This window comes from Phytobacter sp. V69, from assembly GCF_965644215.1.
In the GTDB taxonomy this organism is placed as follows: domain Bacteria; phylum Pseudomonadota; class Gammaproteobacteria; order Enterobacterales; family Enterobacteriaceae; genus Phytobacter.
In genome coordinates, this window is the sequence record NZ_CBFFRL010000010.1 from 1 (window position 1) to 23,801 (window position 23,801).

Below are 23,801 nucleotides of genomic sequence, written 5' to 3' on the forward strand. Positions count from 1 at the left end.
ACGGCCTCATTTCTCGCTGCCGTCCAGATCAGATGCATCGCTCTCTGGGCTAAAATCTTGTGACGACACTATCTAGTGACAGCCATGGGCGGTGTAAGCGACAGGGTAAGCCCGGCTGTGCATGGAGCATGAGCAAGATATCCGGATGCTGCGCCAGGCTGGATAACAATTTGGCAGTACCCAACGGCTTGAATAAGGAGCGCAGCAGAAATTTTCGCCGATAAGACGGATTTTTCCAGGCAAGCCCAGGGGTTAATTTGCCACTGGCGAGATGGCAAAAAAGTTGCCAGCCTGTTTTAACACAGAGTACTGGTGCAGCGATTCCAGCGATGGTGGACATGACACATGCTCGGATTGTAAAGGAGTGTCAATATTTCAACAGAGCATGTCTCAACGCCGGATAAATGAATTATGGGAGAAAAGAGAAGATTAAGTTTCGTTAAGGTAACGTTTAATGAATACTGGCATCAATAGAGTCAGTTTGGATATCTGGAATCGTTATGAATTTGAAGGGAAGAAGTCGAAAAATCTGGCTGGTACTAATTGTGTTGGTTGTTCTGACGGCAGTGTGGCTCTTTAAGCAGCTGAATGCGCCGGTGCCCCACTATCAGACATTGATCGTTCGTCCGGGTGAGTTGCAACGGAGCGTGCTGGCGACCGGTAAACTGGATGCCTTGCGCAAAGTTGACGTTGGTGCGCAGGTCAGCGGTCAGCTTAAAACGCTTTCAGTGAATATTGGCGACAAGGTCAAAAAAGATCAGTTGCTCGGTGTTATCGATCCGGAACAGGCCACAAACCAGATTAAAGAGGTGGAAGCGACCCTGATGGAGCTACATGCTCAGCGTCGGCAGGCGCTGGCAGAGCGTAAACTGGCGTCGGTCACGCTTGAGCGTCAGCAGCAGTTGGCGAAAACGCATTTGATCTCGCGCCAGGATCTGGACACGGCGAGCACCGATCTGGCGGTAAAAGAGGCGCAGATTGGGACCATCGATGCGCAAATCCAGCGCAATCAGGCCACGCTCGATACGGCGAAAGCCAATTTTGATTACACCCGTATTGTTGCGCCGATGGCGGGTGAGGTGACGGAAATCACCACCTTGCAGGGCCAGACGGTTATCGCCGCCCAGCAGGCACCGAATATTTTGACGCTGGCAGACATGAGCACCATGCTGGTGAAAGCGCAGGTATCCGAAGCGGATGTTATTCACCTCAAGCCGGGGCAGAAGGCCTGGTTTACCGTGCTGGGTGACCCGGACACACGCTATGAGGGCAAACTCAAAGATATTCTTCCCACGCCGCAGAAAGTGAATGACGCCATTTTTTACTATGCGCGATTTGAGGTGCCTAACCCACAAGGCGTTCTGCGCCTGGAGATGACGGCACAGGTTCATATCCAGTTGGCGGGCGTGAAAAATGTCCTGACCGTGCCGCTTGCTGCCCTCGGCGATCCGGTGGGTGACAATCGCTATAAAGTGAAAGTGTTACGTAATGGCGAAGTCCGCGACCGCGAAGTGACGCTGGGCGCGCGTAACGACACCGATGCTGAGGTCACGAAAGGTCTGGATGCCGGAGAAGAAGTGGTTATCTCGGAAATCAAACCCGGGGCCAGTCAATGACGGCGCTGCTCGAACTTAAAAGTATTCGCCGTAGTTATCCTTCCGGTGACGGGCAGGTCGAAGTACTCAAAGGCATCTCCCTCGATATCTATGCCGGTGAGATGGTGGCGATTGTCGGGGCTTCCGGTTCCGGTAAATCGACATTAATGAATATCCTCGGCTGCCTGGATAAACCGACCAGTGGCAGCTATCGGGTTGCCGGGATTGATATTGCGACCCTCAACAGCGATGCGCTGGCCAGGCTGCGTCGCGAACACTTCGGCTTTATCTTTCAGCGTTATCACCTGTTATCGCACCTTACCGCCGCTCAAAACGTAGAAGTGCCTGCCGTATATGCGGGCGTTGAACGCAAGGCGCGGCTGGTGCGGGCAAAGGAACTACTGGAACGGCTGGGCCTGGGCGAACGGATGGAGTATCCACCGTCGCAGCTCTCCGGCGGCCAGCAGCAGCGCGTCAGTATCGCGCGTGCCCTGATGAATGGTGGGCAGGTTATCCTTGCCGACGAACCAACAGGTGCGTTGGATAGCCATTCGGGCGAAGAGGTGATGGCTATCCTGCATCAGTTGCGCGATCGCGGGCATACGGTCATTATCGTTACCCACGACGCGGAAATTGCCGCCCAGGCCGAGCGGGTTATTGAGATCCGCGATGGTGAGATCATCAATAATCCACCTTCCGTAAAGCAGGGCAAGACGCCTGATGCGATACGCGCGGGGACGGATGCTGCTAGTTGGGGGCAATTCTCCGGGCGTTTTCGGGAAGCGCTGATGATGGCGTGGCGGGCGATGGCGGCAAATAAGATGCGCACCTTGCTCACGATGCTCGGCATCATTATTGGGATTGCCTCGGTGGTGTCTATTGTGGTGGTCGGCGATGCCGCCAAACAGCTGGTACTGGCCGATATTCGCGCTATCGGCACCAACACCATTGATGTCTATCCCGGCAAGGATTTTGGCGATGACGATCCGCAGTACCAGCAGGCGCTGAAATACGATGACCTGATTGCCATTCAAAAGCAGCCGTGGGTAAGCTCGGCAACACCTTCTGTCTCGCAAAACCTGCGCCTGCGTAGCGGGAATATTGATGTGGCGGCAAGCGCCAATGGCGTCGGCGGCCAGTATTTCAACGTCTATGGCATGACCTTTAGCGAAGGGAATACATTCAACAATGAGCAGGAAAAAGGGCGGGCGCAAGTTGTGGCACTCGACAGCAATACTCGTCGGCAGCTATTCCCGCACAAAGCGCAGGTTGTCGGTGAAGTGATTCTGGTGGGGAATATGCCCGCGACGGTGATCGGCGTGGCGGAAGAGAAACAGTCAATGTTTGGCAGCAGTAAGATTCTGCGCGTCTGGTTGCCTTATCCCACGCTCTCGGCGCGCGTGCTGGGCCAGTCCTGGCTGAACTCCATCACTGTACGTGTTAATGAGGGTTACAGCAGCGAACAGGCAGAACAGCAGCTGGCGCGATTGCTGTCGTTACGCCATGGGAAAAAAGATTTCTTCACCTGGAATATGGACGGCGTATTGAAAACGGCAGAAAAGACCACACGTACTCTTCAGCTGTTTTTAACATTGGTTGCGGTCATCTCACTTTTGGTTGGTGGTATTGGCGTAATGAATATTATGCTGGTATCCGTTACGGAACGAACGCGCGAGATCGGTATCCGCATGGCGGTGGGTGCAAGGGCGAGTGATGTCCTGGCGCAGTTTCTGATTGAAGCCGTTCTGGTGTGTCTGGTGGGCGGCGCGCTGGGCGTAGCGCTATCAATGGCTATCGCTTTTACGCTGCAACTGTTCCTGCCGGGGTGGGAGATTGGCTTTTCGCCGGTTGCGTTGTTGATGGCGTTTATCTGCTCAACCTTTACGGGCGTGCTGTTCGGCTGGTTGCCAGCACGTAGCGCGGCGCGTCTGGACCCGGTAGATGCACTGGCTCGCGAGTAAATAAAAATGCCAGTCGACTGGACTGGCATTTTAACTGCGGCATGTACACAATGAAGAAAGCGCCGTCAGGCGACGGCTTCAACTTCGACGGGCACGATGAGACTGGCATGATTGCCTTTAGGGCCCTGGTGTACATCAAACCGGACGGTTTGCCCGGCTTTTAACGTTCTGTAACCATCCATCTGAATGGTGGAGTAATGTGCGAAGATATCTTCGCCACCGCCTTCGGGGCAAATGAAACCAAACCCTTTGGCATTGTTGAACCACTTAACAGTACCCGTTTCCATGCTTCGACATCCTTCGTAAATCTTATTTAAGTAAGATGGAATGAACCGGTGGCAGAGTGTGGGTTGTTCAAAACCTCGCCAACTCTCGCCTGTACAATTTAGAGAAATCGGGTATCGCGTCAAGCGTTTGGCAGGGGTTCTGTGGGGTTCATCAATCAAAATTTTGAAGCAGTTAACGCTATTGGAAGGGTTTGTGACAGACGTCGCGGATGACAACAATAGATGATAGTTATCTAACACCTGATGTAGATTGAAAATACATCTAGACTCATGTAATCGGCCGATTGATTTGGGTCGGGAACTGTAACCTAAGATGAAAACTGACGATGGGCAAGACCAATAACTGGCTGGATTTTGACCACCTGGCGGATGAGAAACTGCGTGACGCGCTAAAGCCGCCATCGATGTATAAAGTTATGTTAATGAACGATGATTACACGCCGATGGAATTTGTTATTGACGTGCTACAAAAGTTCTTTTCTTATGATGTAGAACGTGCAACGCAATTGATGCTTACTGTGCACTATCGTGGAAAGGCAATTTGCGGTGTTTTCACCGCAGAAGTCGCGGAAACGAAGGTGGCGATGGTAAATCAGTATGCTAGGGAGAATGAGCATCCGTTGTTGTGTACGCTGGAAAGAGCCTGAATGCAGGCATAAAACTTGGGGGAGGTGCCAATGCTCAATCAAGAACTGGAACTCAGTTTAAACATGGCTTTCGCCAGAGCGCGTGAGCACCGACATGAGTTTATGACCGTCGAACACCTGTTACTGGCGTTGCTCAGTAACCCCTCGGCCCGCGAAGCGCTTGAAGCGTGTTCTGTGGACCTGGTGGCGTTGCGACAGGAACTCGAAGCCTTCATCGAACAAACCACACCCGTACTGCCGATGAGTGAAGAGGAGCGCGATACCCAACCGACGCTCAGCTTCCAGCGTGTCTTACAGCGCGCGGTGTTTCACGTTCAATCCTCCGGCCGCAGCGAAGTCTCCGGGGCGAACGTGCTGGTTGCCATTTTCAGCGAGCAGGAGTCGCAAGCGGCTTATCTGCTGCGCAAACATGAAGTGAGCCGCCTTGACGTGGTTAACTTCATCTCTCACGGCACGCGTAAAGACGAGCCGGGACAATCCTCTTCTGAGTCAAACAGTCAGGCGAACAATGAAGAGCAAGCAGGCGGGGAGGAACGTATGGAAAACTTCACCACCAACCTTAATCAGCTTGCTCGGGTCGGCGGCATTGACCCGCTGATTGGCCGCGATAAAGAGCTTGAGCGTACCGTACAGGTACTCTGCCGTCGCCGTAAAAACAACCCGCTGCTGGTGGGCGAATCCGGTGTCGGTAAAACCGCGATTGCCGAAGGTCTGGCATGGCGTATTGTGCAGGGCGATGTGCCTGAAATCATGGCTGACTGCACCGTCTATTCGCTGGATATTGGTTCTCTACTGGCAGGGACCAAATACCGCGGTGACTTTGAGAAGCGTTTTAAAGCGTTGCTCAAACAGCTTGAACAGGACAGCAACAGCATTCTGTTTATCGACGAAATCCACACTATCATCGGTGCGGGTGCCGCGTCAGGTGGGCAGGTGGATGCCGCTAACCTGATCAAACCGCTACTCTCCAGCGGTAAGATTCGCGTGATGGGTTCGACAACTTATCAGGAATTTAGCAACATTTTTGAGAAAGACCGTGCGCTGGCGCGTCGTTTCCAGAAAATTGATATCACTGAACCCTCTGTTGAAGAGACCGTACAGATTATCAATGGCCTGAAACCGAAATACGAAGCACACCATGACGTACGTTATACTGCGAAAGCGGTGCGTGCGGCGGTGGAGCTGGCGGTGAAATACATCAATGATCGTCATCTGCCGGATAAAGCGATTGATGTGATTGACGAAGCAGGCGCGCGTGCACGACTGATGCCCGTCAGCAAGCGTAAAAAAACCATCAATGTGGCGGATATCGAATCGGTGGTAGCGCGCATCGCGCGTATTCCTGAGAAGAGTGTGTCGCAAAGCGATCGCGATACCCTGAAAAATCTCGGCGACCGCCTGAAAATGCTGGTCTTTGGTCAGGATAAAGCCATTGAGGCATTAACCGAAGCCATCAAGATGAGCCGTGCGGGTCTGGGCCACGATCACAAGCCTGTAGGTTCCTTCCTGTTCGCCGGTCCGACCGGGGTCGGGAAAACTGAGGTTACGGTCCAGCTTTCCAAAGCGTTGGGCATCGATCTGCTGCGTTTTGATATGTCCGAATATATGGAACGTCATACCGTCAGCCGTTTGATTGGTGCGCCTCCGGGATATGTCGGCTTCGATCAGGGCGGGTTGCTGACGGATGCGGTTATCAAGCATCCTCACGCGGTCCTGCTGCTTGATGAAATCGAGAAAGCGCATCCGGATGTCTTTAACCTGCTGCTGCAGGTGATGGATAACGGTACGCTGACCGATAACAACGGCCGTAAAGCAGACTTCCGTAACGTGGTGTTGGTGATGACTACCAACGCCGGTGTGCGTGAAACTGAGCGTAAATCGATAGGTCTTATCCACCAGGATAACAGCACCGATGCGATGGAAGAGATCAAAAAGATCTTTACGCCGGAATTCCGCAACCGTCTTGACAACATCATCTGGTTCGATCACTTGTCTACTGAGGTGATCCATCAGGTGGTCGACAAATTTATCGTCGAACTCCAGGTACAGTTGGATCAGAAAGGCGTGTCGCTGGAAGTCAGTCAGGATGCTCGTGACTGGCTGGCAGAGAAAGGCTACGATCGTGCCATGGGCGCTCGTCCAATGACGCGTGTTATTCAGGACAACCTGAAAAAACCGCTCGCCAACGAGCTGCTGTTCGGTTCGCTGGTTGATGGCGGCCAGGTGACGGTAACGCTGGATAAAGAGAAAAATGAGCTGAGATATGACTTCCAGAGTGCACAGAAGCACAAACCGGAAGTGGCACATTAATCTCACCGCCTGAAATAAAAAACCGGACGAAATTCCGGTTTTTTTTATGCGCAACATACTGACATTCATGTTGGCTACACATCCCGTAACGCGGGGCGCACCGTATTCAAAAACGAAAAAAGCCGGACTGCGCGTCCGGCTCTCAAATTCTTGCACGTGCGTGCTTCAATAATTAACGGCTACGGAAGACAATGCGGCCTTTGCTCAGGTCGTACGGGGTCAGCTCAACTGTCACTTTGTCGCCCGTCAGAATGCGGATGTAGTTTTTACGCATTTTACCGGAGATATGCGCAGTGACCACGTGACCGTTTTCCAGTTCTACGCGGAACATAGTATTAGGCAACGTTTCCAGAACGGTGCCCTGCATTTCAATATTGTCTTCTTTGGCCATCTAATCCTCGGGGGTATCACTACCATATTTTTTTGAACCGGCAAGATAATGCCGAAATTCGTCTGTTAAGTAAAGATTTGTGCGATAAAACGCAGCAAAGCGGCTTTTGCGCATTACCCTCACGCCACACTCACGGCACGCAAAATGCGCAACGTGTAAAGGGGAACGATGAAGGAAATGAAGGGCGTCCCTGATACAAGCTTTCCCGAATGGTGGCGGGGTAACAGGCAGAAGCTGCTCTGAGCGTCCATTATAACACCCTGATAAAAAATGTGCCGAAAACATTCATCAGGCGGGCAAAAACAGTTCTCTGGGGACCCAAAAATGGGAGGAGAGCTTTTGCTGGCGAAGTTCTCCCAGCCATTCAAGATACTCGCGCCGGGGGATTTCCACCGCGCCCAGCGATGCGGTATGCGAGTTCAGCACCTGGCAGTCAATCATCTTACCGCCATCTTGCGTGAAGGCATGGCTGAACACCATCAGCGCCGTTTTGGAGGCATTAACACGGCGACTGAACATCGATTCGCCGCAAAACAATGCGCCTTGTGACACGCCGTACATGCCACCTACCAGTTCGTCGCCTTCCCAGACTTCAATCGAATGGGCGTGCCCCAGTTCATGCAGGCGGTGATAGGCCAGTACCACATCCGGGGTGATCCAGGTGCCTTCGTCGCGATCTTGCGTACAGCCGTCGATCACCTTGCCGAAAGCATGATTGATCGTAATGCGATAGGGGGATGACTTATGAAAACGCTTCATGCTGCGACTGACGTGAAATTCGGCGGGCCAGAGTACGGCGCGCGGATCGGGCGACCACCAGAGAATAGGATCGCCAGGCGAAAACCATGGAAAGATGCCGCGCTGATATGCCATCAATAGGCGGGCGGGGCTGAGATCCCCGCCCAGTGCCAACAAGCCATTGGGTTCACGCAACGCCACTTCCGGTGAAGGGAAAGCAATAGTATGACGAGACAGCTGGACCAGTCGCATGACAACAACGCTCCACAACGCAACAAGGAATAACTCCACATATATCGTCAGTTTCTGCCCGGCACTTTAGTTTCTCTCCTCAACGCGGGGCTGAAAATGACAAAATATATCGACTACAGACGCTGCTTAAACTGGTAGTAACGACCCTGTTTTGCCATTAACGCTGCGTGATTACCTTGCTCAATTATTTGCCCGTTGTCCATCACAATTATCTGATCAAATCGACCCAATCCGCGCAGGCGATGCGTCACCATCAGCACGGTTTTTTCCTTCATCACTTCTGCAAGTAACTCAAGGATTTGGCTCTCGGTTGCCGCGTCCAGACCTTCGGTCGGTTCATCCAGTAATACCAGCGGCGCATCGTGCAATAACGCCCGGGCGATAGCCAGACGGCGCAGCTCACCACCGGACAACTGGCGACCACCTTCACCCAGCCAGGCATTCAGGCCGCTATTATCGAGTAATTTCTCAAGACCCGTACGGGTAAGTACGTCGACCAGTGCTTCATCGCTTGCCTGCGGCGCGGCAAGCAGCAAGTTATCGCGCAGCGTTGCGCTGAACAGATGCACGCGTTGCGGCACCATGCTGATGCTCGCTCGCAGCGCAGATTCACCGTATTGATTAAGCGGTATCCCGTTGAGTGACACCTCGCCGTGCTGCAGGTCCCAGGCGCGCGTTAACAGCTGCAACAGCGTCGATTTACCGCAACCGGTACGTCCCAGCACCGCCACATGTTCACCCGCCGTTACAGACAGGCAAACACCATCCAGCGCTTTTTGCGGCTGATCGGGATAGGTAAATGCCACGCCCTGCAGACGTACATTGACCTCAGTAGGCGCGGGTACTGAGGATTGCGGGAACTGCACTTCCGGCGGCCAGTCGGTAATTTGCGTAATTCGCACAGCCGAGGCAATAACTTGTCCCATATGCTGGAAGGCACCCGTTACCGGGGCCAGCGCTTCAAAGGCGGCGAGTGCGCAGAAGACAAACAAGGCGATCAGTGCGCCAGGCTGGCTGTTATCACCCACGCCGCCGGAGGCCAACCACAGCATGGCCAGCACCGCTATCGCGCCGATGAGTAACATCACGGCCTGGGACGCCGCGGTCAGATCGGACTGGCGACGCTGGGCGTCATGCCAGCTCAACTCTGTGTTTTCCATCTGCTCACGGTAGCGTTGGCTGGCACCGAAAATCGTCAATTCCGCCTGACCCTGTAGCCAGGTGGTCAACTGCTGACTATACTGTCCACGCAGTTGCGTCAGTTTCTCACCGGTGGGTTTCCCGGCACGATAAAACAGCGGCGGCAGGATAATCAGCGTCGCCAGCATAATGCCACCCAGCGTCAGCGCTAGCGGGATATCCAGTACGCTTAGCCCTACGGTGACCACGATAATCACGACCAGCGCGCCGACGAGAGGCGAAATGACGCGCAGATAGAGGTGGTCCAGCGTATCGACGTCAGCGACCACGCGGTTAAGTAACTCGCCCTGGCGAAAACGCGACAGACCCGCCGGGGAGAGCGGAAGTAGCTTACTGAACGTGGTGACACGCAGATGTTGTAGTACGCGGAATGTGGCATCGTGGCTGACCAGACGTTCAAAATAGCGCCCGGCAGTACGTACAATGGCCGCGCCGCGCACTCCTGCCGCCGGAAGCATGTAGTTGAAGCTATAAAGCCCGGCGACGCCCACTACCGCAGCGGCGGATAAGAACCAGCCGGACAGTGTCAGCAAACCGATACTGGCAAGCAATGTGACGATCGCGAGAATCACGCCCAGCGACAGCAACCAGATGTGACGTTTATACAGAGCGAGATAGGGCAGAAGTGCGCGCATTTAAATGTCCTCCTGGCGATGGGCAAGGAGGTTGGCAAACGCCCCCTGCGCGGCGGAGAGTTCCGCGAAAGTCCCCTGTTCGATGATTTTGCCGTCATCCATGACCCAAATGGCACTCCAGTCGGTCAACCCTTCTAACTGGTGAGTTACCATCAGGGTTGTTTGGTTCAGAGAGGCATCGTTTAGCGCCTGCATTACGCGCTGCTCGCTGTGCGCGTCAAGGCTGGCGGCGGGTTCATCCAGCATCAGCAACTGGCATGTGTTAAGCAGGGCGCGGGCAACGGCAACGCGCTGGGCCTGGCCCACGGATAGCCGCGTTCCCTGATCGCCGGGCGCGGTTTCCAGCCCTTGCGGTAACAGCGGTAAAAATTCGCTCACCCAGGCTTTATCCAGCACGGCCTGCAGTTCGGCTACACTGGCATCCGGACGAGCCAGTAGGATGTTTTCCCGCAACTTGGTGGCCGGGAGCTGCGGGTTTTGCCCGACCCAACTGATCAGTTGACGCCAGCTTTCCGGGTTCAAATCACGCAATTCAACGCCGTTTACTCGCAAAGAACCGTCATAGGGCAGAAAACCCGAAAGCGCATTAATTAGCGAGCTTTTACCGGAGCCACTTTTCCCTACCAGCACCACGCGCTGCCCGGCTGGCAGCGTAAAGTTCAGAGGCCCTGCAAGCACGCTACCTTCTGGTGATTTGAGGACCAGATCTTCTGCGGTAATGCTCACTGCCTCATCTGGTTTCAGGGTGATATCGCCACGTTGCGGATGGGCAAGCGGGGCTTCCATAAAGGTCTTCAGGCTGTCGGCGGCACCGATGGCCTGCGCTTTGGCATGATAGAACGTCCCCAGGTCGCGCAATGGCTGGAAGAATTCCGGAGCCAGAATCAGGGCCAGGAAACCGGCAAACAGCGTGACGCCTGCGCCGTAGTGGCCGAAATTGAGCTCACCCAGGTAAGAGAAACCAAAATAGACCGCGACCACGGCAATGGACAGCGAGGTGAAAAATTCCAGCACGCCGGAGGAGAGGAACGCCATGCGCAGCACTTCCATCGTACGGCTGCGGAAATCCTGCGAGGCCAGACGGATGTTTTCTGTTTCCGCCGCGCCACGATCGAAGATACGTAGCGTCTCCATGCCGCGTAAGCGGTCAAGTAAATGGCCGCTCAGGCGCGCCAGGGCTTTGAAATTGCGTCGGTTGGCATCGGCAGCACCCATTCCCACCATCGCCATAAAAACCGGAATCAGCGGGGCGGTGACCAACAGGATCAAGGCTGCGGCCCAGTTGATAGGGAAGAGCGTTACCACAATCAACAATGGCACGCTTGCCGCCAGCGCCATCTGCGGCAGATAGCGGGCATAAAAATCATGCATGTCGTCGATTTGCTCGAGAATCAGCGTGGCCCAACTGCCTGCAGGTTTGCCCTGAATCCAGGCCGGACCGGCTTGCTGCAGCCTGTCGAGCACCTGACGGCGAATTTCGTAACGAATATGTACACCAGCATGAAAACCCACGCGCTCCCGCAGCCAGACGACCCAACTACGCAGAACAAAGACCAGCACCAGCAAGGTGAAAGGCAGCAGCAATGCTTCACGCGGGATGTTCTCCATAATCATATGATTAAGGATTCTGGCGAGCATCCAGGCCTGAGCAACGATCAGTACGCCACTGACTACGCCCAGCAGGCGAGACATCATAAGCCAGCGACGGGAAATGATACTTTGCTGTTTTAGCCAGCGGGTTAATTCTTGTTGACGGGTTTTATTCATTGCGCGCTTTTGCAGGTGAAGTTATCGGAATTTTTTAGCTTCGCAATGTTACATCGGCGCAAAAATAAAGGCGACTTATAGTCGCCTTATTTACCTTTGTTACTGAGTTGTAACGTTTATTTGCTTTGCGCTAAACCATCAAGGTAGCGCTCGGCATCCAGCGCGGCCATACAGCCGGTACCGGCAGACGTAATCGCCTGACGATAGATATGATCCATCACGTCACCGGCAGCGAACACGCCCGGAATGCTGGTCTGGGTGGCATTGCCATGAATACCGGACTGCACTTTGATGTAGCCGTTTTCCAGTTCCAGTTGACCATCAAAAATGCCGGTGTTCGGACTGTGGCCGATAGCGACAAACAGACCGGCAACCTCCAGCGATTCAACGTTATCTGTGTTTTCGGTATCGCGAATACGCAGACCACTAACGCCCATCTGGTCGCCCGTCACTTCTTCCAGTGTACGGTTGGTGTGCAGCACGATGTTGCCACTTGCCACTTTGTCCATCAGCCGTTTGATCAGGATTTTCTCCGCGCGGAACGAATCACGGCGGTGAATCAGATGTACCTCAGAGGCAATATTTGCCAGATACAGTGCTTCTTCAACGGCGGTGTTACCCCCACCGATGACCGCGACTTTCTGATTGCGATAGAAGAAACCGTCACAGGTGGCGCAGGCAGACACACCGCGACCCTTAAACGCTTCTTCTGACGGCAGGCCCAGATAACGTGCGGAAGCGCCAGTGGCGATGATCAACGCGTCACAGGTGTACTCACCGCTGTCGCCAATCAGACGGAACGGACGATTTTGCAGATCAACTTTGTTAATATGATCGAACAGAATTTCAGTATCGAATTTTGCCGCATGTTCATGCATGCGCTCCATCAGGAGTGGCCCGGTCAGATCGTGCGGGTCGCCCGGCCAGTTTTCCACCTCAGTGGTGGTGGTGAGCTGACCGCCTTTCTCCATGCCGGTAATTAACACCGGTTCCAGGTTTGCACGTGCAGCATAGACCGCAGCGGTATATCCCGCAGGCCCTGAACCAAGGATAAGCAGCTTACTGTGTTTGGCCGTACCCATGAGATCCTCATTATTGTTTGGCAGACATTGGCCTGGATTGTAGGGAATTTACGGGCGTAAAAAAAGGGCGCAGCGGTTTTGTTAACGATATGTGTAATAGATGGCACCAATCGTATAACGCTGAGTGAGATCCAAAATATAACAATTTCTACTGAAAATCGGTCCGTTATAAGGTGATTAAATGAGTATTGCCCGAGGGTGATGATGAATATCTGGCATGTTGTACTAAAAAAAGTTGTTTTGCTTTGACAATCACCTGCGCATTTGCGAAAACATCAAAGGAAGAAAAAAGCAGTGTTTCACGCGTGATGCAAATTCATGCATGTAAATACCATTTTTACCGGGCTAGCGAAATCTACGCATGGCGTGGACAGACGCCATTCGTGATGTCGATGGCTGCCGTATGGCAACGGACTTCTTAATGTAGACCCTAGGATTACACGCGGCGTTATTGTTTTCAACCCGCGAGTAAAGCGACGGGCAAAGACTCTGAACAGTGAAGTGCACAGGGTCAAGACAGGAGTAGGGAAGGAATACAGAGAGACAATAATAATGGTAGATAGCAAGAAGCGCCCTGGTAAAGATCTCGACCGCATCGATCGTAATATTCTGAACGAATTGCAAAAAGATGGGCGTATTTCAAACGTCGAGCTTTCTAAACGAGTGGGACTTTCTCCTACGCCGTGCCTTGAGCGCGTGCGCAGGCTGGAAAGACAGGGTTTCATTCAGGGCTATACAGCGCTGCTGAACCCGCATTATCTGGATGCATCACTTCTGGTATTTGTTGAGATTACTCTGAATCGTGGCGCACCGGATGTGTTTGAGCAATTTAACGCCGCAGTACAAAAACTTGAAGAAATTCAAGAGTGTCATTTAGTGTCCGGTGATTTCGACTACCTGTTGAAAACACGCGTACCGGATATGTCCGCTTATCGCAAACTGTTAGGGGAAACCCTGCTGCGACTGCCGGGCGTGAATGACACCCGTACATATGTGGTGATGGAAGAAGTCAAACAAAGCAACCGTCTGGTTATCAAGACGCGCTAATACGGAACAGGTGCAAAATCAGCTTTTTTTGATTACACTCCTGTTAATCCATACAGCAACAGTGCCGGGGCTTCCCGGCGCTGTTGTCCGTTTTAGCTGGAGAGCCTTACTTGAGCCAGGAATACACAGAAGACAAAGAAGTCACACTAACCAAGCTAAGCAGCGGGCGTCGACTCCTTGAGGCGTTGCTGATCCTCGTTTCTCTGTTTGCCGTCTGGTTAATGGCGGCGCTCATTAGTTTTAATCCTTCCGATCCCAACTGGTCACAAACCGCGTGGCATGAACCCATTCATAATTTGGGTGGTGCACCGGGGGCCTGGCTTGCGGATACGTTATTCTTCGTTTTCGGCGTCATGGCTTACACCCTGCCGGTCATTATTATTGGTGGCTGCTGGTTTGCTTATCGACATCGTGCTAATGAAGATTTCATCGATTATTTCGCCGTTTCGTTACGTCTGATTGGTGCGCTGGCGCTGATCCTGACCTCTTGCGGTCTGGCGGCCATCAACGCCGACGATATCTGGTACTTCGCCTCTGGTGGCGTTATCGGCAGCTTGTTGAGCACGACATTGCAACCGTTACTGCACAGCAGTGGCGGCACTATTGCTTTGTTATGCGTCTGGGCAGCCGGGCTGACGCTGTTTACCGGCTGGTCCTGGGTGACCATCGCGGAAAAAATTGGTGGTGTTATCCTCGGTATTCTCACCATCGCCAGCAATCGCACACGCCGTGACGATACCTGGGTGGATGAAGACGAATACGAAGAGGAAGAGGAATACGACGATGAGCCTGCCGCGCCGCGCGAATCGCGTCGTGCGCGTATTTTGCGTGGCGCACTGGCGCGCCGTAAGAGTGTCGCAGAGCGATTCGCCAACCCAATGGGGCGTAAAACCGATGCAGCCTTGTTCTCCGGAAAACGGATGGACGATGAAGAGGAAATTGCCTACAGCGCCCGTGGTGTTGCCGTAGACGCAGACGACGTCCTGTTCTCTGGCCATCGCGCGACGCAACCGGACGCCGATGCTTACGATCCGCTTCTGAGTGGGCAACGTGCAACTGAACCTGTTGCGGCCGCAGCGGCAGCCATGACGGTAGCGCAGGCGTATGCCGCGCCTGCGAGCCCAGCCGTCCAGCCTCCGGTGGAAACGCCATCATGGCAACCTGCTCCTGCCGACTACGCTGCGCAATACGAGCCTGAACCAGAACAGGTTCCGCTTTCGCATTATGCCGCGCCTGCGCAGAGTAATGAGTGGCAGCCAGAAGCACCCGTTGCGCCGCAGCCGCAAGAATATCAGGCATGGGAAGAGCCGCAATACGAAGCACCTGCGTCCACGTACGCGCCTGAACCTGAACCGGAGCCTGAACCGGAAGCGGTAGAAGAAGTGAAGCAAACGCGTCCGCCGCTTTACTATTTTGAAGAGGTTGAGGCCCGGCGTGCACGCGAGCGTGAACAGCTCGCCGCCTGGTATCAGCCAATTCCTGAACCGGTACAAGAACAGACTCGCCCGACTGCACCAGCGATGCCTTCGGCACCTGCTGCATCTGTGGTTCCTGTTGAAGCAAACGTTATGCCAGCAGTCGCTCCTGTTGCTGCTGGTGTGAAAGATGCCGCAGCGGCAGCCGCACTGGGGGCTGCGCCAATGTTCAGTCTTGCGGATGGCGGTCTTGCCCGCCCACAGGTGAAAGAAGGTATTGGGCCGCAATTACCGCGTCCTAACCGCGTTCGTGTGCCTACCCGGCGTGAACTGGCGTCTTATGGCATTAAACTGCCATCGCAGCGCATGGCGGAAGAGCGTGCGCGTGAAGAACAGCGCCAGCAAAATGGCGCGCTGGATGACGACGATGCCGACATGATGCAGCAGCACGAGCTGGCACAACAGTTCGCGACCAGCCAGCAGAACCGTTATGGCGATGAGTATCAACATGATGCGACGGCCTCGATTCTTGATGAAAATGAGGAAGAAGAGGCTGAACTGGCGCGTCAGTTTGCCGCCAGCCAGCAGCAGCGTTATGCCGGCGAGCAGCCGACAGGCGCTCATGCCTTTGCGGCCGACGATTTTGCATTCTCGCCGTTTAAGGCACTGGTGGATGATGGCCCAAGTGAGCCACTGTTTACGCCTGGTGTAATGCCAGAAGCTGAACAGCCCACGCAGCAGCCTGCTGTAAATTATGCCACAGAGCCTTCAGCGCCTGCGCAACCTACAGCGGGCAGACCACAAGCGCCTGCGCCTCAGGAAAGCCTGATTCATCCGTTGTTGATGCGTAATGGCGATAGTCGCCCACTGCCGAAACCAACCACGCTGTTGCCTTCACTGGATCTGCTGACGCCACCTCCGGCGGAGGTTGAACCAGTGGATACCTTCGCGCTGGAGCAGATGGCGCGTCTGGTGGAAGCGCGTCTGGCCGATTTCCGCATTAAAGCTGACGTGGTGAACTACTCTCCAGGTCCGGTGATTACCCGTTTCGAACTGAACCTGGCACCGGGCGTGAAGGCTGCACGAATTTCTAACCTGTCACGTGACCTGGCGCGTTCCTTGTCGACTGCAGCCGTTCGTGTGGTTGAAGTTATTCCGGGCAAACCTTACGTAGGGTTAGAATTACCGAACAAAAAACGTCAGACCGTGTACCTGCGCGAAGTGCTGGATTGTGCGAGTTTCCGCGACAACCCGTCGCCACTGACTGTTGTCCTCGGGAAAGACATTGCCGGTGAGCCGGTGACTGCTGATTTGGCGAAAATGCCGCACTTGCTGGTTGCGGGGACCACCGGTTCCGGTAAATCAGTAGGGGTTAACGCCATGATCCTCAGCATGCTCTACAAAGCACAGCCGGAAGACGTGAAATTCATCATGATCGACCCGAAAATGCTGGAGCTTTCAGTGTATGAAGGGATCCCACATCTGCTGACCGAAGTGGTCACCGACATGAAAGATGCCGCCAACGCACTGCGCTGGAGCGTCAATGAAATGGAGCGTCGCTACAAACTGATGTCGGCGCTTGGTGTGCGTAATCTCGCGGGCTATAACGAGAAAATCGCCGAGGCGGCGAAAATGGGGCGCCCAATTCCGGATCCATACTGGAAACCGGGCGACAGCATGGCGATTGAACATCCGGTTCTGGAAAAACTGCCGTACATCGTTGTGCTGGTGGATGAATTTGCTGACCTGATGATGACGGTAGGCAAAAAGGTGGAAGAGCTGATTGCCCGCCTGGCGCAGAAAGCGCGTGCTGCAGGTATTCACCTGGTACTGGCGACGCAGCGCCCGTCCGTTGACGTTATCACCGGTCTGATTAAAGCCAACATCCCGACCCGTATTGCCTTTACCGTGTCGAGCAAAATCGACTCCCGTACCATTCTTGACCAGGGAGGCGCAGAATCGCTGCTGGGGATGGGGGATATGCTTTACTCGGGGCCGAACTCGACAATTCCGGTGCGTGTCCACGGTGCGTTTGTCCGTGACCAGGAAGTACATGCTGTGGTGCAGGACTGGAAAGCACGTGGTCGTCCGCAATATGTTGATGGCATTACCTCCGATAGCGACAGCGAAGGCGGTGGTGGCGGTGGTTTTGACGGTGGCGAAGAGCTGGATCCGTTATTCGACCAGGCGGTTAATTTCGTCACCGAAAAACGTAAAGCTTCTATCTCAGGCGTACAGCGTCAGTTCCGTATCGGTTATAACCGTGCGGCGCGTATTATTGAGCAGATGGAAGCACAAGGCATCGTCAGCGAGCAGGGGCACAATGGCAACCGTGAGGTGTTAGCGCCCCCGCCGTTTGAGTGATTGCAAAGATCGGTAAAGCCGTAAAAATTCAGTCTTTTCTTCTGTCACTCGTGGCAATGCTCTTTTAGAGTGACAGAAGTGTTCTCCCGTATCGGGAGCGACGTTTTTGAGGAAATACAATGAAAAAAATCGCGATAACCTGTGCGTTACTTGGCAGCTTTATGGTTAGCAGCGTATGGGCGGATGCCTCCAGTGACCTGAAAAGTCGTCTCGACAAAGTGAACAGCTTCCATGCCAGTTTTACCCAAAAAGTGACCGACGGAAGCGGTGCCGCGGTGCAGGAAGGTCAGGGCGATTTGTGGGTAAAACGTCCGAACCTGTTTAACTGGCACATGACGCAGCCGGACGAAAGCGTGCTCGTTTCCGATGGCAAAACATTGTGGTTCTTTAACCCCTTTGTTGAGCAGGCAACGGCAACCTGGCTGAAAGATGCTACCAGCAATACACCGTTTATGCTGATTGCCCGTAACCAGAGCAGCGACTGGCAGCAGTACAATATTCAGCAGAATGGCGATGACTTCGTGCTGACGCCAAAAGGTAGCAACGGCAACCTCAAACAGTTCACGATCAACGTGGGTCGCGATGGTACTATTCACCAGTTCAGCGCGATTGAGCAGGATGACCAGAAGAGTAGCTATCAGTTGAAAGCCCAGCAAAATGGCGCTATTGACGCTGCGAAGTTTACCTTCACCCCGCCGAAGGGCGTAATGGTCGACGATCAACGTAAGTAAGAGGCGTGCGTGAGCAATCTTTCGCTCGATTTTTCCGATAATGCGTTTCAACCTCTGGCCGCCCGTATGCGGCCAGAAAATTTAGCGCAATACATTGGCCAGCAGCATTTGCTGGCCCCGGGTAAGCCCCTGCCTCGCGCGATTGAAGCCGGTCATCTGCATTCGATGATTTTGTGGGGGCCGCCCGGCACGGGAAAAACGACGCTGGCGGAAGTGATTGCTCGCTACGCCAGTGCCGATGTTGAACGCATCTCTGCGGTTACCTCTGGCGTGAAAGAGATTCGTGAGGCCATTGAGCGCGCGCGGCAAAACTGCAATGCGGGGCGCCGCACGATCCTGTTTGTCGACGAAGTGCATCGGTTCAACAAAAGCCAGCAGGATGCCTTTTTACCCCATATTGAAGACGGCACTATCACCTTCATCGGTGCGACGACCGAAAATCCCTCGTTTGAACTGAATTCCGCGTTACTCTCGCGTGCGCGCGTCTATTTGCTGAAATCGTTGACAACGGAAGATATCGAACAGGTTCTGACGCAAGCGATGGAAGATAAGGCGCGAGGCTACGGTGGGCAGGATATTTCTCTGCCGGATGAAACCCGTCGCGCCATTGCGGAACTGGTCAACGGTGACGCGCGTCGTGCGCTTAATACCCTCGAAATGATGGCGGACATGGCCGAGCTGGATGATTCCGGCAAGCGCGTCCTGCAGTCGTCGCTTCTGACAGAGATTGCCGGCGAGCGCAGTGCACGTTTTGATAATAAAGGTGACCGTTTCTACGATTTGATCTCTGCGCTGCATAAGTCGGTGCGCGGCAGTGCACCGGATGCGGCACTGTACTGGTATGCCCGTATTATCAGCGCCGGTGGTGACCCGTTGTATGTTGCACGCCGCTGCCTGGCGATTGCTTCTGAGGATGTCGGTAATGCCGATCCGCGCGCGATGCAGGTTGCTATTTCGGCGTGGGACTGTTTTACCCGCGTCGGGCCTGCGGAGGGTGAGCGAGCCATTGCACAGGCGATTGTTTACCTGGCCTGTGCACCGAAAAGTAATGCCGTCTATACCGCGTTTAAAGCCGCCATGGCCGATGCGCGTGAACGCCCGGATTATGATGTTCCCGTCCATTTGCGCAATGCGCCGACCAAACTGATGAAAGAGATGGGCTATGGCCAGGAGTACCGCTACGCCCATGACGAACCCAATGCCTATGCGGCTGGAGAGGTCTTCTTCCCCGAGGAAATAGCACAAACGCGCTATTACTATCCGACAAACCGGGGCCTTGAGGCTAAGATTGGCGAAAAGCTCGCCTGGCTGGCTGAACAGGATCATAAAAGCCCCATAAAACGCTACCGTTGAGAGTGACCTTGCGGTAATGTTGTCGCTCTATCTCTGTGGCCGCAGGCTGCGGTCACTTTCTCATTATTTCAATTCGATAAGCACAGGATAAGCATGCTCGATCCCAATCTGCTGCGTACCGAGCCAGACGCAGTCGCAGAAAAACTGGCACGCCGGGGCTTTAAGCTGGATGTAGATAAATTGCGCGCTCTTGAAGAACGCCGCAAAGTTTTGCAGGTGAACACCGAAAATCTGCAGGCAGAGCGTAACTCGCGATCGAAATCCATCGGCCAGGCGAAAGCGCGCGGGGAAGACATTGAGCCATTACGCCTGGAAGTGAACAAACTGGGTGAAGAGCTGGACGCGGCTAAAGCCGAGCTGGAAACGCTGCTGGCTGAAATCCGTGATATCGCGCTGGCCATCCCGAATACCCCGGACGATAGCGTTCCGGTTGGTAAAGATGAAAACGACAACGTTGAAGTGAAGCGCTGGGGCACCCCGCGTCAGTTCGACTTTGAAGTCCGCGACCACGTCACGCTGGGTGAAATGCACGCGGGACTGGATTTTGCGGCGGCGGTTAAACTGACCGGTTCTCGTTTTGTGGTCATGAAAGGTCAGATCGCTCACCTGCACCGCGCACTGGCGCAGTTTATGATCGATCTGCACACCGAACAGCACGGTTATAGCGAAACCTACGTTCCGTATCTGGTCAACCAGGATACGCTGTACGGTACGGGCCAGTTGCCGAAATTCGCTGGCGACCTGTTCCATACGCGTCCTCTGGACGAAGAGGCGGACAGCAGCAACTATGCGCTGATTCCGACAGCAGAAGTGCCGCTGACTAACCTCGTTCGTGATGAAATCATCGACGAAGATGACCTGCCGATTAAACTGACGGCGCATTCACCGTGCTTCCGTTCCGAGGCCGGTTCTTATGGTCGTGATACGCGCGGTCTGATCCGTATGCACCAGTTCGACAAAGTCGAGATGGTACAGATTGTTCGCCCGGAAGACTCAATGAACGCGCTGGAAGAGATGACCGGCCATGCAGAGAAAGTACTGGAACTGCTCGGCCTGCCGTACCGCCGCGTTGCACTGTGTACGGGTGACATGGGCTTTGGTGCTTGCAAAACCTTCGACCTGGAAGTGTGGGTCCCGGCGCAAAACACCTACCGTGAAATCTCCTCCTGCTCTAACGTCTGGGACTTCCAGGCGCGTCGTATGCAGGCACGTTGTCGCAGCAAGTCCGACAAGAAAACACGTCTGGTACACACCCTGAATGGGTCTGGCCTGGCGGTGGGTCGTACGCTGGTTGCCGTGCTGGAAAACTACCAGCAGGCGGACGGACGTATTGAAATTCCTGCCGTACTGCGCCCGTATATGCGTGGCCTTGAGTACATCGGCTAAGTTTCTCGTCTTATAAAAAGCGCCTGAGGGCGCTTTTTTTGCCCATATTGATTCGCGACAATACGACATACCCCTAAAGCAGTAATACTCGCCTTGCTAAACCAGAATAAAACACTAGAAAGTTGAGTTTTCGTTATATAAAAATTTATATAACGATCTCGCATTTTTAATTTTGTGAGCAAAGTGAGTACATATGAAAACTAAGACCCCCGATACACTACTCGGTGTGGAGGTGAGTCGACGTGGGCTGATGAGAACTACCGCCATTGGCGGGCTCGCGGCGGCAGGAAGCGCCTTCACTTTACCTTTTTCCCGACTTGTTAGCGCCGCTGACGCACTATCGCCGCCCCCTGTTGAAAAAGTTGTCTGGAGTGCCTGTACGGTCAACTGCGGTAGCCGGTGTCCGCTGCGCATGCATGTCGTGGATGGCGAAATTAAATATGTTGAAACCGACAACACCGGTGATGATGACTACGAAGGGTTACATCAGGTTCGTGCCTGCCTGCGTGGCCGTTCGATGCGCCGTCGTGTCTATAACCCGGATCGTCTGAAATACCCGATGAAGCGCGTCGGCAAACGTGGCGAAGGCAAATTCGAGCGGATCAGCTGGGAAGAAGCTTACGACACCATCGCGCAAAATATGACGCGGCTTATCAAAGACTATGGTAACGAATCCATCTATCTGAATTATGGCACCGGTACGCTGGGGGGCACGATGACGCGCTCCTGGCCACCGGGTAAAACGCTGGTGGCACGCCTGATGAACTGCTGTGGCGGTTACCTTAACCACTACGGTGATTACTCTTCGGCACAAATTGCTGCGGGGCTTAATTACACCTACGGCGGTTGGGCAGATGGGAATAGTCCGTCAGATATCGAAAACAGTAAACTTGTGGTGCTTTTTGGTAATAACCCTGGCGAAACGCGGATGAGCGGCGGCGGGGTGACCTATTACCTTGAACAGGCGCGGGCAAAATCGAATGCCCGGCTGATCATCGTTGATCCGCGCTATACCGACACCGGGGCCGGGCGTGAAGATGAATGGATCCCGATTCGTCCTGGCACTGATGCCGCGCTGGTCAACGGCATTGCCTGGGTGCTGATTACGGAAAACCTCGTTGATCAGCCTTTCCTCGATAAGTACTGCGTGGGTTACGACGAAAAAACATTGCCTGCCAGTGCGCCTGCCAACGGCCACTATAAAGCCTATATCCTGGGGCAGGGGAAAGACGGTACCGCCAAAACGCCTGAGTGGGCCTCGACAATTACCGGTGTTCCGGCAGGCCGTATTGTGAAGCTGGCGCGAGAAATCGGCAGCGCGAAACCGGCATTTATCAGCCAGGGATGGGGGCCTCAGCGCCACGCAAATGGTGAGATTGCGACCCGTGCGATTTCGATGCTCGCTATCCTCACGGGCAACGTCGGAATTCATGGTGGTAATACAGGCGCGCGTGAAGGTTCATACGACCTGCCATTTGAACGCATGCCGACGCTGGACAATCCGGTACAGACCAGTATTTCCATGTTCCTGTGGACGGACGCCATTGAGCGTGGGCCGGAGATGACGGCGCTGCGTGACGGTGTTCGCGGTAAAGACAAGCTGGACGTGCCGATCAAGATGATCTGGAACTATGCCGGTAACTGCATCATCAACCAGCATTCTGATATCAACCGCACGCACGATATCCTGCAGGATGATAAAAAATGCGAGCTGATTGTGGTGATTGATTGCCACATGACGTCATCGGCGAAATATGCCGACATTATCCTGCCTGACTGTACCGCATCGGAACAGATGGACTTCGCGCTGGATGCCTCCTGCGGCAATATGTCGTACGTCATTTTTAATGACCAGGTCATTAAACCCCGGTTCGAATGCAAAACCATCTACGACATGATGTCAGGGCTGGCAAAACGGCTGGGCGTGGAGGCGCAGTTTACCGAAGGTCGCACGCAGGAAGAGTGGATGTGCCATCTGCACACGCTCTCGCGCAAGGCGATCCCGGATTTGCCAGATTTCGACACGTTCCGCCAGCAGGGGATGTTCAAACAGCGCGATCCGGATGGGCACTATGTCGCTTACAAAGGCTTCCGTGACGACCCACAGGCTAATCCGCTGACCACACCCTCAGGCAAGATCGAGATCTATTCCGAAGCGCTGGCAACGATCGCCGCGACCTGGGAATTACCGGAGGGGGATGTTATCGATCCGCTGCCGATTTATACCCCTGGGTTTGAGAACTACAACGATCCTCTGATCAAAACCTTCCCTTTACAGCTTACCGGTTTCCACTACAAGTCCCGTACGCACTCGACCTACGGCAACGTTGATGTGCTGAAAGCCGCCTGTCGGCAGGAGATGTGGATCAACCCAATTGATGCACGCAAACGCGAGATCGGCAATGGCGATCGCGTACGTATCTTTAACGATCGCGGTGAAGTGCACATTGAAGCGAAAGTCACGCCACGCATGATGCCAGGCGTTGTCGCGCTCAGCGAAGGAGCCTGGTATGCGCCGGATGCGAAAGGTATTGACCAGGCTGGCTGTATCAACGTCCTGACAACCCAGCGACCTTCACCGCTGGCGAAAGGTAACCCGTCGCACACCAACCTTGTTCAGGTCGAGAAGGCGTAAGGAGT

General features: G+C 54.1%; 16 protein-coding genes and 1 pseudogene. 10 read left to right on the plus strand and 7 right to left on the minus strand.

Annotation, left to right across the window (positions count from 1 at the left end; genetic code table 11):
• Positions 1-70: 70 nt before the first annotated feature.
• Positions 71-340, minus strand: a pseudogene (locus tag ACSZPU_RS02605) (VirK/YbjX family protein); the annotation flags it as partial.
• A 160-nt stretch (positions 341-500) separates the two neighbouring features.
• Between ACSZPU_RS02605 and macA the strand changes: the two are divergent.
• Positions 501-1,616: a macrolide transporter subunit MacA gene (gene macA / locus ACSZPU_RS02610; RefSeq protein WP_498995176.1), complete on the plus strand. Its 1,116-nt coding sequence runs from the start codon at positions 501-503 to the stop codon at positions 1,614-1,616.
• A complete protein-coding gene (gene macB, locus ACSZPU_RS02615; RefSeq protein ID WP_498995178.1) occupies positions 1,613-3,556 on the plus strand; it encodes a macrolide ABC transporter ATP-binding protein/permease MacB in 1,944 nt (647 codons plus the stop codon). Before macA ends, macB begins: the two co-directional genes overlap by 4 nt.
• A gap of 65 nt (positions 3,557-3,621) precedes the next feature.
• On the opposite strand, the gene cspD is transcribed toward macB, so the two are convergent.
• Positions 3,622-3,843 (minus strand): cold shock-like protein CspD, encoded by a 222-nt coding sequence (gene cspD, locus ACSZPU_RS02620; protein WP_044178000.1) that lies wholly within the window; start codon positions 3,841-3,843, stop codon positions 3,622-3,624.
• Positions 3,844-4,169: 326 nt separating this feature from the next.
• On the opposite strand from cspD, the gene clpS reads away from it, so the two are divergent.
• Both clpS and clpA read left to right on the plus strand, forming a co-directional pair.
• Positions 4,170-4,490: an ATP-dependent Clp protease adapter ClpS gene (gene clpS / locus ACSZPU_RS02625; protein WP_498995179.1), complete on the plus strand. Its 321-nt coding sequence runs from the start codon at positions 4,170-4,172 to the stop codon at positions 4,488-4,490.
• Positions 4,491-4,520: 30 nt separating this feature from the next.
• On the plus strand, positions 4,521-6,800 hold the full coding sequence (clpA, locus tag ACSZPU_RS02630) for an ATP-dependent Clp protease ATP-binding subunit ClpA (RefSeq protein ID WP_498995180.1): 2,280 nt from the start codon (positions 4,521-4,523) through the stop codon (positions 6,798-6,800).
• Between the two features lie 172 nt (positions 6,801-6,972).
• Here clpA and infA read toward each other — a convergent pair whose 3' ends face one another.
• The 5 genes from infA to trxB all read right to left on the minus strand — a co-directional run bounded on the left by infA (position 6,973) and on the right by trxB (position 12,865).
• On the minus strand, positions 6,973-7,191 hold the full coding sequence (gene infA, locus ACSZPU_RS02635; protein ID WP_001040187.1) for a translation initiation factor IF-1: 219 nt from the start codon (positions 7,189-7,191) through the stop codon (positions 6,973-6,975).
• 288 nt (positions 7,192-7,479) lie between these two features.
• On the minus strand, positions 7,480-8,181 hold the full coding sequence (gene aat / locus ACSZPU_RS02640) for a leucyl/phenylalanyl-tRNA--protein transferase (protein ID WP_498995191.1): 702 nt from the start codon (positions 8,179-8,181) through the stop codon (positions 7,480-7,482).
• A gap of 113 nt (positions 8,182-8,294) precedes the next feature.
• A complete protein-coding gene (cydC, locus tag ACSZPU_RS02645; protein WP_498995193.1) occupies positions 8,295-10,016 on the minus strand; it encodes a heme ABC transporter ATP-binding protein/permease CydC in 1,722 nt (573 codons plus the stop codon).
• A complete protein-coding gene (gene cydD, locus ACSZPU_RS02650; protein ID WP_498995195.1) occupies positions 10,017-11,783 on the minus strand; it encodes a heme ABC transporter permease/ATP-binding protein CydD in 1,767 nt (588 codons plus the stop codon).
• Positions 11,784-11,899: 116 nt separating this feature from the next.
• Positions 11,900-12,865, minus strand: a complete 966-nt coding sequence (gene trxB, locus ACSZPU_RS02655) for a thioredoxin-disulfide reductase (RefSeq protein WP_498995198.1) — start codon at positions 12,863-12,865, stop codon at positions 11,900-11,902.
• Positions 12,866-13,417: 552 nt separating this feature from the next.
• Here trxB and lrp point away from each other — a divergent pair.
• From lrp to dmsA, 6 genes are all read left to right on the plus strand, one after another.
• Complete coding sequence (gene lrp / locus ACSZPU_RS02660; RefSeq protein WP_000228469.1) at positions 13,418-13,912, plus strand: leucine-responsive transcriptional regulator Lrp; 495 nt, start codon at positions 13,418-13,420, stop codon at positions 13,910-13,912.
• A 110-nt stretch (positions 13,913-14,022) separates the two neighbouring features.
• Positions 14,023-17,691: a DNA translocase FtsK 4TM domain-containing protein gene (locus ACSZPU_RS02665; RefSeq protein WP_498995204.1), complete on the plus strand. Its 3,669-nt coding sequence runs from the start codon at positions 14,023-14,025 to the stop codon at positions 17,689-17,691.
• Positions 17,692-17,810: 119 nt separating this feature from the next.
• Complete coding sequence (gene lolA, locus ACSZPU_RS02670; protein WP_498995206.1) at positions 17,811-18,422, plus strand: outer membrane lipoprotein periplasmic chaperone LolA; 612 nt, start codon at positions 17,811-17,813, stop codon at positions 18,420-18,422.
• Positions 18,423-18,431: 9 nt separating this feature from the next.
• Positions 18,432-19,775 carry a replication-associated recombination protein RarA gene (gene rarA / locus ACSZPU_RS02675; RefSeq protein ID WP_498995208.1) on the plus strand — a complete coding sequence of 448 codons (1,344 nt, stop codon included), beginning with the start codon at positions 18,432-18,434 and terminating at the stop codon, positions 19,773-19,775.
• Positions 19,776-19,868: 93 nt separating this feature from the next.
• Positions 19,869-21,161: a serine--tRNA ligase gene (gene serS, locus ACSZPU_RS02680; RefSeq protein ID WP_498995211.1), complete on the plus strand. Its 1,293-nt coding sequence runs from the start codon at positions 19,869-19,871 to the stop codon at positions 21,159-21,161.
• Positions 21,162-21,354: 193 nt separating this feature from the next.
• Complete coding sequence (gene dmsA / locus ACSZPU_RS02685; RefSeq protein ID WP_498995212.1) at positions 21,355-23,796, plus strand: dimethylsulfoxide reductase subunit A; 2,442 nt, start codon at positions 21,355-21,357, stop codon at positions 23,794-23,796.
• Positions 23,797-23,801: the final 5 nt, after the last annotated feature.

What these genes read in the sequence shown, in the direction of transcription:
- cspD (WP_044178000.1), bottom strand. Translation starts at nt 3,843, where the DNA reads ATGGAAACGGGTACTGTTAAGTGGTTCAACAATGCCAAAGGGTTTGGT.
- clpA (WP_498995180.1), top strand. Translation starts at nt 4,521, where the DNA reads ATGCTCAATCAAGAACTGGAACTCAGTTTAAACATGGCTTTCGCCAGA.
- trxB (WP_498995198.1), bottom strand. Translation starts at nt 12,865, where the DNA reads ATGGGTACGGCCAAACACAGTAAGCTGCTTATCCTTGGTTCAGGGCCT.
- aat (WP_498995191.1), bottom strand. Translation starts at nt 8,181, where the DNA reads ATGCGACTGGTCCAGCTGTCTCGTCATACTATTGCTTTCCCTTCACCG.
- macB (WP_498995178.1), top strand. Translation starts at nt 1,613, where the DNA reads ATGACGGCGCTGCTCGAACTTAAAAGTATTCGCCGTAGTTATCCTTCC.
- lolA (WP_498995206.1), top strand. Translation starts at nt 17,811, where the DNA reads ATGAAAAAAATCGCGATAACCTGTGCGTTACTTGGCAGCTTTATGGTT.
- macA (WP_498995176.1), top strand. Translation starts at nt 501, where the DNA reads ATGAATTTGAAGGGAAGAAGTCGAAAAATCTGGCTGGTACTAATTGTG.
- lrp (WP_000228469.1), top strand. Translation starts at nt 13,418, where the DNA reads ATGGTAGATAGCAAGAAGCGCCCTGGTAAAGATCTCGACCGCATCGAT.
- serS (WP_498995211.1), top strand. Translation starts at nt 19,869, where the DNA reads ATGCTCGATCCCAATCTGCTGCGTACCGAGCCAGACGCAGTCGCAGAA.
- cydD (WP_498995195.1), bottom strand. Translation starts at nt 11,783, where the DNA reads ATGAATAAAACCCGTCAACAAGAATTAACCCGCTGGCTAAAACAGCAA.
- clpS (WP_498995179.1), top strand. Translation starts at nt 4,170, where the DNA reads ATGGGCAAGACCAATAACTGGCTGGATTTTGACCACCTGGCGGATGAG.
- cydC (WP_498995193.1), bottom strand. Translation starts at nt 10,016, where the DNA reads ATGCGCGCACTTCTGCCCTATCTCGCTCTGTATAAACGTCACATCTGG.
- infA (WP_001040187.1), bottom strand. Translation starts at nt 7,191, where the DNA reads ATGGCCAAAGAAGACAATATTGAAATGCAGGGCACCGTTCTGGAAACG.
- dmsA (WP_498995212.1), top strand. Translation starts at nt 21,355, where the DNA reads ATGAAAACTAAGACCCCCGATACACTACTCGGTGTGGAGGTGAGTCGA.